We start from the raw sequence: 16,375 nt of genomic DNA, 5'->3' as shown, positions 1-16,375 counted from the left end.
GGATATGTCTGTTATGTATGATCTTGGTGATATTGTAGAAATGAAAAAGCCCCATGCTTGTCAGGCAAATCGTTGGGAAATTATCCGAATGGGTGCTGATATTAAAATAAAATGTACGAACTGCGGTCATATCGTGATGATGACACGCCGTGATTTTGAAAAGAAGATGAAAAAAATTTTGGAAAAAACTGATAAAGGATAGTGAATGATCAATGGCATTAACAGCTGGAATCGTAGGTTTACCTAACGTAGGAAAATCTACCCTTTTTAACGCAATTACAAAAGCAGGCGCAGAGGCTGCGAATTATCCGTTTGCAACAATTGACCCAAATGTGGGAATGGTTGAAGTACCAGATGAACGCTTGCAGCGTTTAACAGAGCTAGTGAAACCTAAAAAAACAGTGCCAACTACTTTTGAGTTTACCGATATTGCTGGGATTGTTAAAGGTGCAAGTAAAGGTGAAGGATTGGGCAATCAATTTTTAAGTCATATTCGTCAAGTAGATGCAATTTGTCATGTAGTACGTTGTTTTGATGACGATAATATTACCCATGTTGAAGGACGTGTAGATCCGTTAGCAGATATTGATACGATCAATTTGGAATTAGTATTAGCTGATTTGGATTCTATTACAAAACGCTATACACGTGTAGCTAAAATCGCTAAGACAAAAGATAAAGATGCAGTCGCCGAATTAGCAGTATTAGATAAGCTTAAACCAGTTTTAGAAGAGGGATTATCTGCTAGAACGATCGAATTTACAGAAGACGAGCAAAAAATCGTTAAAAGTTTATTCTTATTAACAGCAAAACCAATTTTATACGTAGCAAATGTATCAGAAGATGAAGTAGCGGATTCAGATAATAACCCTTATGTTCAACAAGTACGGACTTTTGCTGCAAATGAACAAGCAGAAGTAATCGTTGTTTGTGCCCGCGCAGAAGAAGAAATCGCTGAGTTAGATGATGAAGATAAAGCTGAGTTTTTAGAAGCGCTAGGTATTGAAGAATCAGGTTTAGACCAATTGATCCGTGCAGCCTATGATTTATTAGGGTTAGCGACATACTTTACAGCTGGTGAACAAGAAGTTCGTGCATGGACGTTCCGTAAAGGGATCAAAGCCCCTCAAGCAGCTGGGATCATTCATACTGACTTTGAACGTGGATTTATTCGCGCAGAGACGGTTTCATTTGATGATTTGAATACGTATGGCAATATGCAAGCAGCCAAAGAAGCGGGTAAAGTTCGCTTAGAAGGAAAAGAATATGTTGTACAAGATGGCGATGTTATGCTTTTCCGTTTCAATGTATAGGAAAAATATTGCTAAAAACTGTTTTTCTCCCTAAAAAATGTGTTAGAATACTTTTTAGGTAAAGACTGCCCCGTTGGCCACGGGCGAGGAGGACGCAAAAAAATGGAATCAGAAGCACTTCGAGATATTGTTTCAGAAAATCGTGAACTTGAACAAAAATTGACAAAGAGAAATGAACAATACATCTTTGACTTAAAAAAATCATTAGTTGCTGCTAATCTTTCAGAAGAAGCACAAACACTTGCTTTACATGAAATTCTACCTCATTTAGTAGAAGGACAAAAAAGCGGGAAAACAGCGCGTCAGCTTTTCGGAACAGTGGCTGAACGTACGGAGTCTATTTTAAATAAACCAGAAGAGCTTCCAGAATCGACACCAATGTTGATGTGGCTAGATAATACATTGCTATTGTTTGGTGTAATGACGATTATGTTTTCAGTTATGATGATGTGGTCTAAAGGAAAATCACAACCATTGGGATTGTTAACATTAGTGTTAGCGTCGATGGCTGGTGGGTATGTGTTTTATCTAATGTATAAATACGTATACCAATATGATCGACCTGGTGTGGATAAATCAAAACGGCCTGGCTGGTTTAAAACAGGGTTAATCTTAGTTGGAGCGATGCTTTTATGGTTGGTTGTTTTTGCAGGTTCTGCAATGCTGCCAGTCGTTATCAATCCTGTGTTGGATCCAATTATTGTTATCATTATTGGTGGGATTGCCTTAGGTACACGTTACTTATTAAAGAAAAAATACAATATGCGTAGTAGTTTGGCGCGTTAAAAATGAAAGTAGAAGAGTGTTAGACAAAGCTAATGATAGTTTTGTTTAGCACTCTTTTTTGTTGTAGCTTCAAAGGGTTCATGTTTGAAAGAAAAGCTTTAGCACGCTACCATAGAGTTTAAGAATGAAATTTACAATGTATTTTCAGTATAAGGAGGTGGATCAATGAAAAAATGGATCAAACAATATAATCAGGTATTGATTTTTCTAAGTTTTTTTCTATTAAGTGTCTTATCTTTATATATTGTTTATCTTCAAAATGGTCATATAATGATTGGTGACGATTATCATTTTCATCAAAATAGGATCGAAGGTTTGGCAATGTCATTGCAACACGGTATATTGCTGCCAAAAGTGAGTTACTTTTTTATTGGGGGATATGGATATGCATCGAGTTTGTTTTATCCAGATTTTTATCTCTATTTCCCGGCACTTTTACGTGTTTTTGGTTTTTCACTCGCTACTAGTTTTGTTCTCTTTGCTATTGGGATAAACTTGTCTACTTTTGCTTTAACATATGTGTCTGGCAGGTACATGGGATTAACGAAAATAAAAAGTTACTTGTTTTCTTTATTATACACGTTATCGATTTATCGATTGCAAGATTTTTTTAATCGGCAGGCGATAGGAGAGCTGTTGGCAATGGGCTTTTTTCCATTAGTTCTAGCAAGCTTATATTTATTGAAAAATGGGAAAGAGAAGAAATGGTTCTTGTTAACAGTAGCTATGACAGGAATTGGTTTAGCTCATTTTATTTCATTGGAAATCGTTAGTATTTTTGTAGGGCTATATATTCTTTTAAATCTGAAGTACTTTTTAAAAAAAGAGGTCATTATTGCGATAATAAAGGCTGCAGGAGTTACTATTTTACTGTTAGCTTTCTATCTAGTACCCGTTTTTGAACAGATGAGTCATGTTACGTTTCAAGTAACGTCCAGTCCATTGACGTTGATTTCAGACAGAAGCTACTCAGTGGGGGAATTAGTGAGTAATAGCTTTGAAAATAGCGTATTCCATGCTTCTTCGGCGAATATAGGTGTCATTCTCTTATTTGGTTTGGTGATCTACGCAGCAATGCTTTTTAAGCGAAATTTGCCCAATCGTGAAGTGGTTATTCTTGCATTGCTATTTATGTTTGTTACGACGAATCTTTTTCCTTGGCAGTTCTTTGACAATACGCCGTTGAATACGATTCAGTTTCCTTGGCGCTTTCTATCGATCGTGACTCTGTTGTTAGCATTTCTTATTGCAAATGATGATATCGGATTATTTAAAAAATTTCCAAGTAGTCAGATAATCTTAATTATGGTTATTTTCCTTGGTGTTGGATTGTATGAAAAAGAAAGTATTGAAACTGAAGGAAAGCGTATCTTATCGCACCACTCATACGATCAAACCAATAGCTATTATATCGGTGCTGGACACGAATATTTACCAAAAGAAGTTGATTATTCTAGTATTAAAAAGAATAAAAAGCGAAAAGTCGTTTATGATGATTCTAAAATAGAAATAACAAACGTTAAAATGAACTTTGATTCAGTGGCTTTTGACTATCGCACAAATGATACAAAGAAAACAACTGTTACTGTCCCATTTATCTATTATTATGGTTATCAAGCTAAAATAGTAAGAGACGGCAACGAAAAAATAATTCCAGCATCATTAAATAAACAAAACGGATTAGTCGATATTCAGTTATCTAAAAAAGGTAGTGTTACTATTTCTTACGATACAACTTGGGCTCAAAAAATTTCTTTAAGTATTTCTGTGTTGACTCTTTTAGTTTGCATAATATGGAAAATTGCGACGATGTGTTCTATTGAGTTGAAAACAAAGAAATAACTATAGTTATCCTTTTATTTCGATAATAAAAAAATGAGAAAACGTTCATGTTCCGAGTGATACAAAGAAAATATCTGTAAACAGGAAAATTCGGTTGACTTACCTTTTATTATCTGTTATTTTCTTATATAAAATTAAATAGAGGAGTGGTCTAGAAAATGTCTAACTGGGAAACAAAATTCGCAAAAAAAGGTCTTACATTTGATGATGTTTTATTGATTCCAGCAGAAAGTCACGTGTTGCCAAATGAAGTGGATATGGGTGTGCAATTAGCAAAAAATATTAAGTTGAATATTCCTCTGATCAGCGCAAGTATGGATACAGTAACGGATAGTAAAATGGCCATTTCAATGGCTCGTCAAGGCGGCTTAGGTGTTATTCATAAAAATATGAGCATCGCTCAACAGGCAGATGAGGTTCGTAAAGTAAAACGGTCTGAAAGTGGTGTGATTATTGATCCATTTTTCCTGACACCAACAAACTTAGTAGCGGATGCTGAAAATTTAATGAGTAAATATCGTATCAGTGGCGTTCCAATCGTAGAAACGATGGACAACCGTAAATTAGTTGGCATCATCACAAATCGTGATATGCGATTTGTAACAGATTATCAAATGAAGATCGACGAAGTCATGACGAAAGACAATTTAGTGACAGCCCCAGTTGGTACTTCTCTAAAAGACGCAGAAAAGATTTTACAAAAGCACAAAATTGAAAAATTACCGATCGTTGATGAAAACAATCGTTTAAGTGGTTTGATCACGATCAAAGATATTGAAAAAGTAATTGAATTTCCAAATGCAGCGAAAGATGAACATGGCCGTTTACTAGCAGCAGCGGCAGTCGGTGTTACTAGTGATACATTTGAACGTGCGGAAGCGTTATTAGAGGCAGGAGTAGATGCGATCATTATCGATACAGCTCATGGCCACAGTGCAGGTGTGATTCGTAAAATCAAAGAAATTCGTGATACATTCCCAGATGCTACGTTGATTGCTGGAAATATTGCAACAGCCGAAGGTGCTAAAGCTCTTTATGATGTGGGCGTTGATGTTGTGAAAGTGGGAATCGGACCTGGTTCTATTTGTACGACTCGTGTGGTTGCCGGTGTTGGTGTTCCTCAGTTAACAGCTATCTATGATGCGGCATCTGTTGCTCGTAAATATGGAAAAGCAATTATTGCTGATGGCGGGATTAAATATTCAGGAGATATCGTGAAAGCTTTAGCAGCTGGTGGACATGCTGTTATGTTAGGAAGTATGTTAGCTGGGACAGATGAATCTCCTGGTGAATTTGAAATTTATCAAGGTCGTCGCTTTAAAACGTATCGTGGAATGGGTTCATTGGGGGCAATGGAAAAAGGCTCAAGTGATCGTTATTTCCAAGGCGGCGTTAATGAAGCCAATAAATTAGTTCCGGAAGGTATTGAAGGGCGCGTCGCTTATAAAGGTAGCGTATCAGATATTGTTTTCCAAATGATCGGTGGTTTAAAATCAGGTATGGGATACGTTGGTGCGGCAAACCTAAAACAATTGCGTGAAGAAGCACAATTTATTCAAATGAGTGGTAACGGATTGAAAGAATCTCATCCTCATGATGTGCAAATTACAAAAGAAGCACCTAATTATTCTGTAGAACAATAACTAAAAAACTTCCGATGTCGCTTATGACATCGGAAGTTTTTTGCTTATTGGACAGGGCGTTCATCTTTAGAACCATAATACATATGGAGTGGCTTGGCTTTTCTCCCTAATAATTCTTTAGAAGGTAAGATTTCATAGCCATCGCTACGTAAATGATCGATTACAGTTGAAACAGAATCAACTGTTTCTGGATGAATATCATGCATCAATACGATTGTGTCATTATAGGCAGTATCATCTATACGCTTGATGATTGCTTGGGCGTTGTGACTTTGCCAATCTTGAGAGTCTACAGACCATTGAATGATTGGTTTCCCAATGATTGCAGCGACATCCTTGTTTACAGCACCATAAGGAGGTCTAAAGTCAGTTGGAATCTTACCGATCGCATGATAAATAGCTTTGTCTGTGTTTTGAACTTCATCTTTTACTCTTTGAGCATCGACTCCAGTTAGTTGTGGATGTGAATAAGAATGACTAGCTACTTCATGGCCTTCTTCGGCTACTCGTTTTACAAGCGCTTCATACTTTACAACATTTTGTCCTAACATAAAGAAGGTGGCTTTGACCCCTTTTTCTTTTAGAATATCTAGAAGTCGAGGTGTTGTTTCAGGATTTGGACCATCATCAAAAGTCAATGAAATATACTTCTTGTTTGGATCTAAAGGTTCCGGTAGGGCATCTTTGATGGAAGAAAAATCGACAAATTCTGGATTCACATAACCAGCAATATCTTTATAAGACAATGTGATTTCATTCTTACCAGTTGAGTTATCAGGCAGGCCCAATTTGATTTTATCAGGATAATAGGTAAAGGCAGTTTTATCTAGTGAAAGATTGGGCAGATTAAGTACATCGTCAATGATAGTATTGCCATCAGAATTCTCATCAAGTAATTGCTGTTGAACAACTTGCTGGACAGCTAGCATATTTGCTTCATTCGAGAAAATATCTTGGAGTGTCAATGGCTGTTTTGTTTTTTGATTGACAAATACTGTGTTTTTACCCAGTTCAGTCTTTTCAGACCAATCACCTTTTTCTTGTTCCCAGGTATAAGTGTCAATAGCTGGGAGGTAACCAACCACCTGATCACTGATTTTGTTTATCTTTATATGCCCAACAATTTTTATAGGAACCTCTTTGGCGCTATTTTTTTTAGAAGTTTCTATTATGGTAGTTAATTCAGTTTTTATTGCTTGGAATTGAGGGACAACGTCTGTGGCAACAGGTTCATAGATTAGCGTCTGGACATTTCCATCTGTTTTTTCTACTTCAGAACTTTCAAGATCCTCTAGTTTTTGAGATTTTCGAATTTTTTCTAAAAGCGTTACTTCTTTTTGCTTATACTGGCGTTCATCTTCAACTTCATTTAGTTTATCTTGCTTATGCTGCATGGCATAGGTTGCATAAACACCACCGCAGATGAAAATAAGTGAAATACTCAATATAGATACAAAAGCGATCTTTTTTGAAAAAATGTGATTATTTCTTTCACGTCGGCTATTTCTAGTTCCTCGTGGGTGATTTTTTCTGTCCATAACGTTTGATCCCTCTAATTTATAAATTTGACTGCGTGCAGTAATTCAAATGTATCATGCTTGATTTATTCTTTCAACAAACATAATGGCAAATTAGCGATTCTTTTTATTTATTTAATTAATTTCAAATTACCCATGTAAGGAACTAAAACTTCTGGAATAGTTACTGAGCCATCTTCGTTTTGATAATTTTCTAAAATGGCAGCGACTGTCCGTCCGACAGCTAGACCAGATCCATTTAAAGTGTGGGCGTATTGAACTTTGTCATTTTCATCACGGTAACGAATCATAGCGCGTCGTGCTTGGAAATCTTCACAGTTTGAACAAGAACTAATTTCACGGTAGGCATTTTGTGCCGGGATCCAGACTTCTAAGTCATATGTTTTCGCAGCTGAGAAGCCCATATCGCCTGTAGCTAGTGACATGACACGATAAGGAAGGTTCAATTTTTGTAGAATATCTTCAGCATTAGCAGTCATTTTTTCTAACTCTTCATAAGAATTTTCTGCATCACTGAATTTCACCATTTCTACTTTATTGAATTGATGCAGGCGAATCAAGCCTCGTGTATCACGACCAGCACTTCCAGCTTCAGAACGGAAAGATGGGCTAAGAGCTGTAAAGTAAATCGGTAAATCTTTGCCATCTAAAATTTCATTATTATAGTAATTTGTCAAAGGTACTTCAGCAGTAGGAATCAAGGTCATATCCGTTCCTTCTAGCTGAAAAACGTCTTCTTTGAATTTAGGGAATTGACCAGTACCAAACATAGAGTTGCTATTTACGATATATGGTGTCATCATTTCAGTGTACCCGTGGTCATAAACATGCATATCCAACATGAAATTGTATAGCGCACGTTCTAATCTAGCACCGAGTCCTTTATAATAAACAAACCGACTTCCTGAAACTTTTGCTCCGCGTTCAAAATCAAGAATATCTAGATTTTCAGCTACATCCCAGTGTGGTTTCGGTTCAAAAGCAAAACTTCTAGGTTCACTCCAACGGCGTACTTCAACATTGTCTTCTTCATCAGCTCCTACAGGGACTGAGCTGTGAGGTAAATTTGGTAAGGTTGTAGAAATTTCTTGAAGTTTAGCATCGATCTCTTCGATTTCAGTATCAAGAGCTTTGATATTCCCGCCGACTTCTTTCATCTCAGCAATTTTTGCAGTGCCATCTTCTTTATTTCTTTTTAATTGCGCGATTTCAGCAGAAACATCGTTACGATATTTTTTCAGTTCTTCAGATTTAACTAATAAGTTACGTCGGCTTTCATCTAAACGTAAGAACTCTACTAATACTTCTTCCTTTACACCACGTGTTTTTAATTTTGCTTGGACTTCATTGAAATTTTGACGAATCATTTTTACATCTAACATAATTACTCCTCCTTAATATAAAAGCGTAGCAGGCTCTTCCAACTCCGACTGGAAAATAGGAAAAATCGATTGTGGTGCTTTTTACCACAAGCTATTTTTATCTTTTTCCTAAGGAGTTAGCCCGCGTAGCTAGATAACCTTGTAGTAAAATAAAAAGTCACTTCATCCCCAGAAAAATATTCTTGGGACGAAATGACTTGAATTTCGCGGTACCACCCAAGTTCAGCTAAATGCTGCCCTTGTATTGCAGATAACGGCTGCAACCGGTCTGACTTATCTCGCCAAACGCATGTAACAGAGACGGACTTCTTTATAGTAGAATATTTGCTCTCACCACCGCAAACTCTCTTTGATTCAAGGCTATAAATACTTTTTCTCTTTGCTTGTCATTAGGATACAAAACTTTTGTTTGGATGTCAACCGTCGTAAATCAATTTCTTTTTAAAGGTAAGTGAATAATAAAAGATGTCCAACGATTATCAGAAGTTGCGTAGATGTATCCACCATGTAAAGCTATGATACTTTGTGCAATAGCTAAACCAAGCCCTGTTCCGCCTGTTTCTTGTGAGCGAGATTCTTCTACACGATAAAAACGGTCAAACAATTGATCTAAAGATTTCTTAGGAATCGGTGGACCATCATTTCTAACAGCAATGACAGCTTCTGTGCCGACTTTCTCTACATCGATCACGATGTTTTCCCCGCCTTTTCCATATTTAAGGGCATTAGATAAAAGATTGTTGAAGACGCGGACTAACTTTTCCGTATCGCCATCCATTTTTATTGACGCTGGATTAGCATTAACTTGAATTGTCATCCCGTTCTTATCCGCTTCGAGCTCGAAATCAGCTGCAAGTTGTTCAATCAATTGTGCCATATCAAAACTGATTGAATTAATAGGAACGGAAGGTTGTCGAACTTTTGTATACTCAAAGAGATCATCAACGAGTAGTTTCATCTGTTTGGCTTTCACATAAGCTGTATGTGTATATTTTAGCAGATCCTCTTCACTATGAAATTGTCGATCCTCAATCAAACCTAAATACCCTATAATAGAAGTTAAAGGTGTTCGGATATCATGACTTACGTTTGTAATCAGTTCATCTTTTGATTTTTCTATCTTACGTTCATCTTCAATTGCTGCAACAGTACTGTCAACTAAACCATTGATACTAGTAACTACTTTTGCTAAATCACCACTTAACTCAAACGGAATACGATGATCATAATTACCATCAGCTATATAATGCAGCTCACTGATAATATGTCGTAATTGCATTTGACGATACCGACGAATCAAACGCCAGTAAAGAACACCAACATCAACTACAAAGAATATTGGGATAACAAATTTGCTCAAACTCCAAAATAAATCTGTATTCAGTTCTGTAGCAAAAGCGCCTTTTGTTGCCCAAATGATTCCTTGTAATGTTTGGTTACCACTCAAGATGACCGTAATTGAGACATTTAATAGAAGCAACAGGATAATCGTGACAATTCCTTCAGCAAGTAATTCGCTAATTTCCTTTGAAGTTAAGGTGATTCGTTTTTGTTTTTCAATTTTCTTTTGTCTAACGAGCATCGATCTTATATCCAACTCCCCAAACTGTTTGAATGACTTTTTCTCCACCAGTTGCTTCTTCTATCTTATCTCTCAGGTGACTGACGTGAACCATAACTGTTTTAGCAGAAACGATACTTTCTTGCTGCCATACGCGTTCAAATATTTCATCAGCACTAAAAACGCGATTTGGATGACTAGCCAATAGATATAAAATCCCAAACTCTAAAGCGGTCAATTGAATTTCTTTTCCATCGACAGTTTTTACTTCGTGAGAATCTTTGTTGATGATCAATGAGCCAGTTTCAAGTACATCTGGTTCATCTGATTTAAGCTGCATTTGACTACGTCTTAAGATAGACTTAACGCGAGCCATAACTTCTAGTGGATTAAATGGTTTTGTAACATAATCATCTGCTCCAGCTACAAGACCTTTGATTTTATCCATGTCAGTTGTTTTAGCAGTCAACATAATAATTGGGATTTGAGATTCTTTTCGCAGCTCTTTTACGACTTGCATACCATCCATAACTGGCATCATGATATCTAAAATAAGTAAATCAATATCTGATATCGTTCGAATCTTAGACAAGGCTTCTTTCCCATCATATGCTTTGACCACTTCATAACCTTCATTGTGAATATAAATACTCAGCAGTTCCACAATTTCTTTATCATCATCTGCAACTAAAATTTTCATATCATTCATTTCCTCCATATATATAGTAGAATTCTTCTCCTACATTCTAACAAAAAAACAGAAAAAAGGACAAAAACAAAGAGAAGTTACGGTAAATTTAGAATATGTTACCAAAAATTAAGAAACTGGCTAAAAAAGATCGTATTTAGGGTCAAAAACGAACAATAAAGAACAAAAGTAATAAAACAATCGGTAACGAAAAAAAGTTTGAAAAAAGTGCAAATTTTAGTTGACCTAAGCGTATAATCTTGGTATATTATATCTTGTCGCAAGGCACTGATGAAACACGCCGAACGATAGGAATAATATAACAATCCAAGTTTGAAAAAAACTTTGGAAATCAGGTGAAAAACTTGTTGACAAACAATGATTAACCTGATAAACTAGTGAAGTTGTCGCGAGAAACACAGACAGCTTAACGAAAAATAGAATAACATTTCAGGTTTTAAAAAAACTTGAAAAATCAGGAAAAAAGTTGTTGACAAATAACAAACAACCTGATAAACTAATGAAGTTGTCGCGAAACATTCGATAACATCAAGCAGAAAAAACTTTGAAACTTTTTTTAAAAAAAGTGTTGACATCAAATCGAAGATTTGATATGATATAAAAGTTGCTGCGAGGTAACATAGTAGACCTTTGAAAACTGAACAAAGTAAGACGAACCAAATGTGTAGGTTGTTTTTACAACGGTAAAAACAAACAACAATTTTTAACAAAGCGAAGCAATATGCTAGCAAACAAATGAGCTTAACAATCTTTCAGATTGTGTTCAACTTTTATTATGAGAGTTTGATCCTGGCTCAGGACGAACGCTGGCGGCGTGCCTAATACATGCAAGTCGAACGCTTCTTTTCTACCGAGTGCTTGCACTCATTTGAAAAGAGGAGTGGCGGACGGGTGAGTAACACGTGGGTAACCTACCCATCAGAGGGGGATAACACTTGGAAACAGGTGCTAATACCGCATAACAGTCGACACCACATGGTGTTGATTTGAAAGACGCTTTCGGGTGTCACTGATGGATGGACCCGCGGTGCATTAGCTAGTTGGTGAGGTAACGGCTCACCAAGGCCATGATGCATAGCCGACCTGAGAGGGTGATCGGCCACACTGGGACTGAGACACGGCCCAGACTCCTACGGGAGGCAGCAGTAGGGAATCTTCGGCAATGGACGAAAGTCTGACCGAGCAACGCCGCGTGAGTGAAGAAGGTTTTCGGATCGTAAAACTCTGTTGTTAGAGAAGAACAAGTAGGAGAGTAACTGCTCTTACCTTGACGGTATCTAACCAGAAAGCCACGGCTAACTACGTGCCAGCAGCCGCGGTAATACGTAGGTGGCAAGCGTTGTCCGGATTTATTGGGCGTAAAGCGAGCGCAGGCGGTTTCTTAAGTCTGATGTGAAAGCCCCCGGCTCAACCGGGGAGGGTCATTGGAAACTGGGAGACTTGAGTGCAGAAGAGGAGAGTGGAATTCCATGTGTAGCGGTGAAATGCGTAGATATATGGAGGAACACCAGTGGCGAAGGCGACTCTCTGGTCTGTAACTGACGCTGAGGCTCGAAAGCGTGGGGAGCAAACAGGATTAGATACCCTGGTAGTCCACGCCGTAAACGATGAGTGCTAAGTGTTGGAGGGTTTCCGCCCTTCAGTGCTGCAGCTAACGCATTAAGCACTCCGCCTGGGGAGTACGACCGCAAGGTTGAAACTCAAAGGAATTGACGGGGGCCCGCACAAGCGGTGGAGCATGTGGTTTAATTCGAAGCAACGCGAAGAACCTTACCAGGTCTTGACATCCTTTGACCACTCTAGAGATAGAGCTTTCCCTTCGGGGACAAAGTGACAGGTGGTGCATGGTTGTCGTCAGCTCGTGTCGTGAGATGTTGGGTTAAGTCCCGCAACGAGCGCAACCCTTATTGTTAGTTGCCATCATTCAGTTGGGCACTCTAGCGAGACTGCCGGTGACAAACCGGAGGAAGGTGGGGATGACGTCAAATCATCATGCCCCTTATGACCTGGGCTACACACGTGCTACAATGGGAAGTACAACGAGTCGCTAGGCCGCGAGGTCATGCAAATCTCTTAAAGCTTCTCTCAGTTCGGATTGTAGGCTGCAACTCGCCTACATGAAGCCGGAATCGCTAGTAATCGCGGATCAGCACGCCGCGGTGAATACGTTCCCGGGCCTTGTACACACCGCCCGTCACACCACGAAAGTTTGTAACACCCGAAGTCGGTGAGGTAACCCTTGTGGAGCCAGCCGCCTAAGGTGGGATAGATGATTGGGGTGAAGTCGTAACAAGGTAGCCGTATCGGAAGGTGCGGCTGGATCACCTCCTTTCTAAGGAATATTACGGAAACTTACACATTCGTCGACACTTTGTTCAGTTTTGAGAGGTTTACTCTTAAAAAAAAAGCGAATCGCTTGATTTTCTTTTTTATATGATTTCTCTCAAACGAATTGTTCATTGAAAACTGGATATTGAAGTAAAAAAGTAATCAAAACAAACCGAGAACACCGCGTTGAATGAGTTTTTTAATTAAAATAGTTCGAATGCTTATTTTATTGGTGACGCCTCTATCGCTAGAGAAACGAACCAAACAAACTGACCGTAAGGTCATAAGGTTAAGTGAATAAGGGCGCACGGTGGATGCCTTGGCATTAGGAGCCGATGAAGGACGGGACTAACACCGATATGCTTTGGGGAGCTGTAAGTGAGCTATGATCCAGAGATTTCCGAATGGGGAAACCCAACATCTTTTATAGGATGTTACTTGCCAGTGAATACATAGCTGGTTAGAGGTAGACGCAGAGAACTGAAACATCTTAGTACCTGCAGGAAGAGAAAGAAAATTCGATTCCCTGAGTAGCGGCGAGCGAAACGGGAAGAGCCCAAACCAACAAGCTTGCTTGTTGGGGTTGTAGGACTCCGTTGTGGTAGTCTGTCAAGATAGTCGAAGAATCTGGAAAGGTTCGCCAAAGTGGGTAATAGCCCCGTAGACGAAATGTTGGCAACACCTAGGAGGATCCTGAGTACGGCGGAACACGAGAAATTCCGTCGGAATCCGCGGGGACCATCCCGCAAGGCTAAATACTCCCTAATGACCGATAGTGAACCAGTACCGTGAGGGAAAGGTGAAAAGCACCCCGGAAGGGGAGTGAAATAGATCCTGAAACCGTGTGCCTACAACAAGTCAAAGCCCGTTAATGGGTAATGGCGTGCCTTTTGTAGAATGAACCGGCGAGTTACGATTGCATGCGAGGTTAAGGTGAAGAGCCGGAGCCGCAGCGAAAGCGAGTCTGAATAGGGCGAATGAGTATGTAGTCGTAGACCCGAAACCATGTGATCTACCCATGGCCAGGTTGAAGGTGTGGTAAAACGCACTGGAGGACCGAACCCACGTACGTTGAAAAGTGCGGGGATGAGCTGTGGGTAGCGGAGAAATTCCAAACGAACTTGGAGATAGCTGGTTCTCTCCGAAATAGCTTTAGGGCTAGCGTCGAAGTTAAGAATGATGGAGGTAGAGCACTGTTTGGACTAGGGGCCCATCTCGGGTTACCGAATTCAGATAAACTCCGAATGCCATTCATTCATATTCGGCAGTCAGACTGCGAGTGATAAGATCCGTAGTCGAAAGGGAAACAGCCCAGACCACCAGCTAAGGTCCCAAAATATATGTTAAGTGGAAAAGGATGTGGGGTTGCACAGACAACTAGGATGTTGGCTCAGAAGCAGCCACCATTTAAAGAGTGCGTAATAGCTCACTAGTCGAGTGACCCTGCGCCGAAAATGTACCGGGGCTAAACATATTACCGAAGCTGTGGATCACACCTCTGGTGTGATGGTAGGAGAGCGTTCTAAGGGCGTTGAAGGTCGATCGTGAGGACGGCTGGAGCGCTTAGAAGTGAGAATGCCGGTATGAGTAGCGAAAGACGGGTGAGAATCCCGTCCACCGTATGACTAAGGTTTCCTGGGGAAGGCTCGTCCGCCCAGGGTTAGTCGGGACCTAAGCCGAGGCCGATAGGCGTAGGCGATGGACAACAGGTTGATATTCCTGTACCAGTTGTTTTTGTTTGAGCAATGGAGGGACGCAGGAGGCTAAGGAATGCATGCGACTGGAAGTGCATGTCCAAGCAGTAAGTCTTGAGTAGAGTCAAATGCTTTACTCTATACGGACAAGCTGTGATGGGGAGGGAAATAATAGTACCGAAGTTCCTGATGTCACACTGTCAAGAAAAGCTTCTAGTGAGAAAACAACTGCCCGTACCGTAAACCGACACAGGTAGTCGAGGAGAGTATCCTAAGGTGAGCGAGCGAACTCTCGTTAAGGAACTCGGCAAAATGACCCCGTAACTTCGGGAGAAGGGGTGCTGACTTCGGTCAGCCGCAGTGAATAGGCCCAAGCGACTGTTTATCAAAAACACAGGTCTCTGCAAAATCGAAAGATGAAGTATAGGGGCTGACGCCTGCCCGGTGCTGGAAGGTTAAGAGGATGGGTTAGCTTCGGCGAAGCTCAGAATTGAAGCCCCAGTAAACGGCGGCCGTAACTATAACGGTCCTAAGGTAGCGAAATTCCTTGTCGGGTAAGTTCCGACCCGCACGAAAGGCGTAACGATTTGGGCACTGTCTCAACGAGAGACTCGGTGAAATTTTAGTACCTGTGAAGATGCAGGTTACCCGCGACAGGACGGAAAGACCCCATGGAGCTTTACTGTAGCTTGATATTGAGTGTTTGTACCACATGTACAGGATAGGTAGGAGCCGATGAACCCGGAACGCTAGTTTCGGTGGAGGCGCTGGTGGGATACTACCCTTGTGTTATGAACCCTCTAACCCGCACCACTTATCGTGGTGGGAGACAGTGTCAGGTGGGCAGTTTGACTGGGGCGGTCGCCTCCTAAAGAGTAACGGAGGCGCCCAAAGGTTCCCTCAGAATGGTTGGAAATCATTCGCAGAGTGTAAAGGCAGAAGGGAGCTTGACTGCGAGACTTACAAGTCGAGCAGGGACGAAAGTCGGGCTTAGTGATCCGGTGGTTCCGCATGGAAGGGCCATCGCTCAACGGATAAAAGCTACCCTGGGGATAACAGGCTTATCTCCCCCAAGAGTCCACATCGACGGGGAGGTTTGGCACCTCGATGTCGGCTCGTCGCATCCTGGGGCTGTAGTCGGTCCCAAGGGTTGGGCTGTTCGCCCATTAAAGCGGCACGCGAGCTGGGTTCAGAACGTCGTGAGACAGTTCGGTCCCTATCCGTCGCGGGCGTTGGAAATTTGAGAGGAGCTGTCCTTAGTACGAGAGGACCGGGATGGACTTACCGCTGGTGTACCAGTTGTTCTGCCAAGGGCATTGCTGGGTAGCTATGTAGGGAAGGGATAAACGCTGAAAGCATCTAAGTGTGAAGCCCACCTCAAGATGAGATTTCCCATTTCTTTAAGAAAGTAAGACCCCTGAGAGATGATCAGGTAGATAGGTTGGAAGTGGAAGTGCAGTGATGTACGGAGCGGACCAATACTAATCGGTCGAGGACTTAACCAAAGAAACGAAATAAAAAAGTTTTTCGGAATGTTTGATTACTACTTCAATCCAGTTTTGAGTGAATAATCACTCAA

At 40.4% G+C, this 16,375-nt stretch carries 9 protein-coding genes, 2 rRNA genes and 1 other annotated feature; of the genes, 7 read left to right on the top strand and 4 right to left on the bottom strand.

Annotated elements, in window-relative coordinates; translation table 11 throughout:
- The first annotated feature begins 13 nt into the window (after positions 1–13).
- The 5 genes from AC4BB7_RS17495 to guaB all read left to right on the top strand — a co-directional run bounded on the left by AC4BB7_RS17495 (position 14) and on the right by guaB (position 5,584).
- Positions 14–202 (top strand): DUF951 domain-containing protein, encoded by a 189-nt coding sequence (locus AC4BB7_RS17495; protein ID WP_490483913.1) that lies wholly within the window; start codon positions 14–16, stop codon positions 200–202.
- A gap of 10 nt (positions 203–212) precedes the next feature.
- Positions 213–1,313, top strand: a complete 1,101-nt coding sequence (gene ychF, locus AC4BB7_RS17490) for a redox-regulated ATPase YchF (protein WP_086314704.1) — start codon at positions 213–215, stop codon at positions 1,311–1,313.
- Between the two features lie 102 nt (positions 1,314–1,415).
- Positions 1,416–2,099 (top strand): DUF1129 domain-containing protein, encoded by a 684-nt coding sequence (locus AC4BB7_RS17485; protein ID WP_086314703.1) that lies wholly within the window; start codon positions 1,416–1,418, stop codon positions 2,097–2,099.
- Positions 2,100–2,264: 165 nt separating this feature from the next.
- Positions 2,265–3,941: a 6-pyruvoyl-tetrahydropterin synthase-related protein gene (locus AC4BB7_RS17480; protein WP_490483912.1), complete on the top strand. Its 1,677-nt coding sequence runs from the start codon at positions 2,265–2,267 to the stop codon at positions 3,939–3,941.
- A 158-nt stretch (positions 3,942–4,099) separates the two neighbouring features.
- Positions 4,100–5,584, top strand: coding sequence for an IMP dehydrogenase (gene guaB / locus AC4BB7_RS17475; RefSeq protein ID WP_086314701.1), 1,485 nt, complete (start codon positions 4,100–4,102; stop codon positions 5,582–5,584).
- Between the two features lie 44 nt (positions 5,585–5,628).
- Here the strand turns inward: guaB and AC4BB7_RS17470 are convergent, their stop codons facing one another.
- From AC4BB7_RS17470 to croR, 4 genes are all read right to left on the bottom strand, one after another.
- Positions 5,629–7,122, bottom strand: coding sequence for a polysaccharide deacetylase family protein (locus AC4BB7_RS17470; protein WP_490483911.1), 1,494 nt, complete (start codon positions 7,120–7,122; stop codon positions 5,629–5,631).
- A 110-nt stretch (positions 7,123–7,232) separates the two neighbouring features.
- Complete coding sequence (serS, locus tag AC4BB7_RS17465; RefSeq protein ID WP_086314699.1) at positions 7,233–8,504, bottom strand: serine--tRNA ligase; 1,272 nt, start codon at positions 8,502–8,504, stop codon at positions 7,233–7,235.
- 180 nt (positions 8,505–8,684) lie between these two features.
- Positions 8,685–8,896, bottom strand: a binding site (T-box leader).
- A 38-nt stretch (positions 8,897–8,934) separates the two neighbouring features.
- Entirely contained in the window at positions 8,935–10,086 is a 1,152-nt protein-coding gene (gene croS, locus AC4BB7_RS17460) for a sensor histidine kinase CroS (RefSeq protein ID WP_086314698.1), read from the bottom strand.
- Positions 10,076–10,765, bottom strand: coding sequence for a response regulator transcription factor CroR (gene croR, locus AC4BB7_RS17455; RefSeq protein ID WP_086315696.1), 690 nt, complete (start codon positions 10,763–10,765; stop codon positions 10,076–10,078). Before croR ends, croS begins: the two co-directional genes overlap by 11 nt.
- A gap of 780 nt (positions 10,766–11,545) precedes the next feature.
- Between croR and AC4BB7_RS17450 the strand changes: the two genes are divergently transcribed.
- Together AC4BB7_RS17450 and AC4BB7_RS17445 are read left to right on the top strand one after the other, a co-directional pair.
- Positions 11,546–13,106 (top strand): 16S ribosomal RNA (locus AC4BB7_RS17450).
- Between the two features lie 283 nt (positions 13,107–13,389).
- Positions 13,390–16,301, top strand: a 23S ribosomal RNA gene (locus tag AC4BB7_RS17445).
- The 16S and 23S rRNA genes sit together here, the layout of an rRNA operon.
- Positions 16,302–16,375: the final 74 nt, after the last annotated feature.

The organism is Enterococcus sp. AAFC-DPL-5182 (genome assembly GCF_058216605.1).
This window is presented reverse-complemented; position numbering and strand designations above follow the sequence as displayed.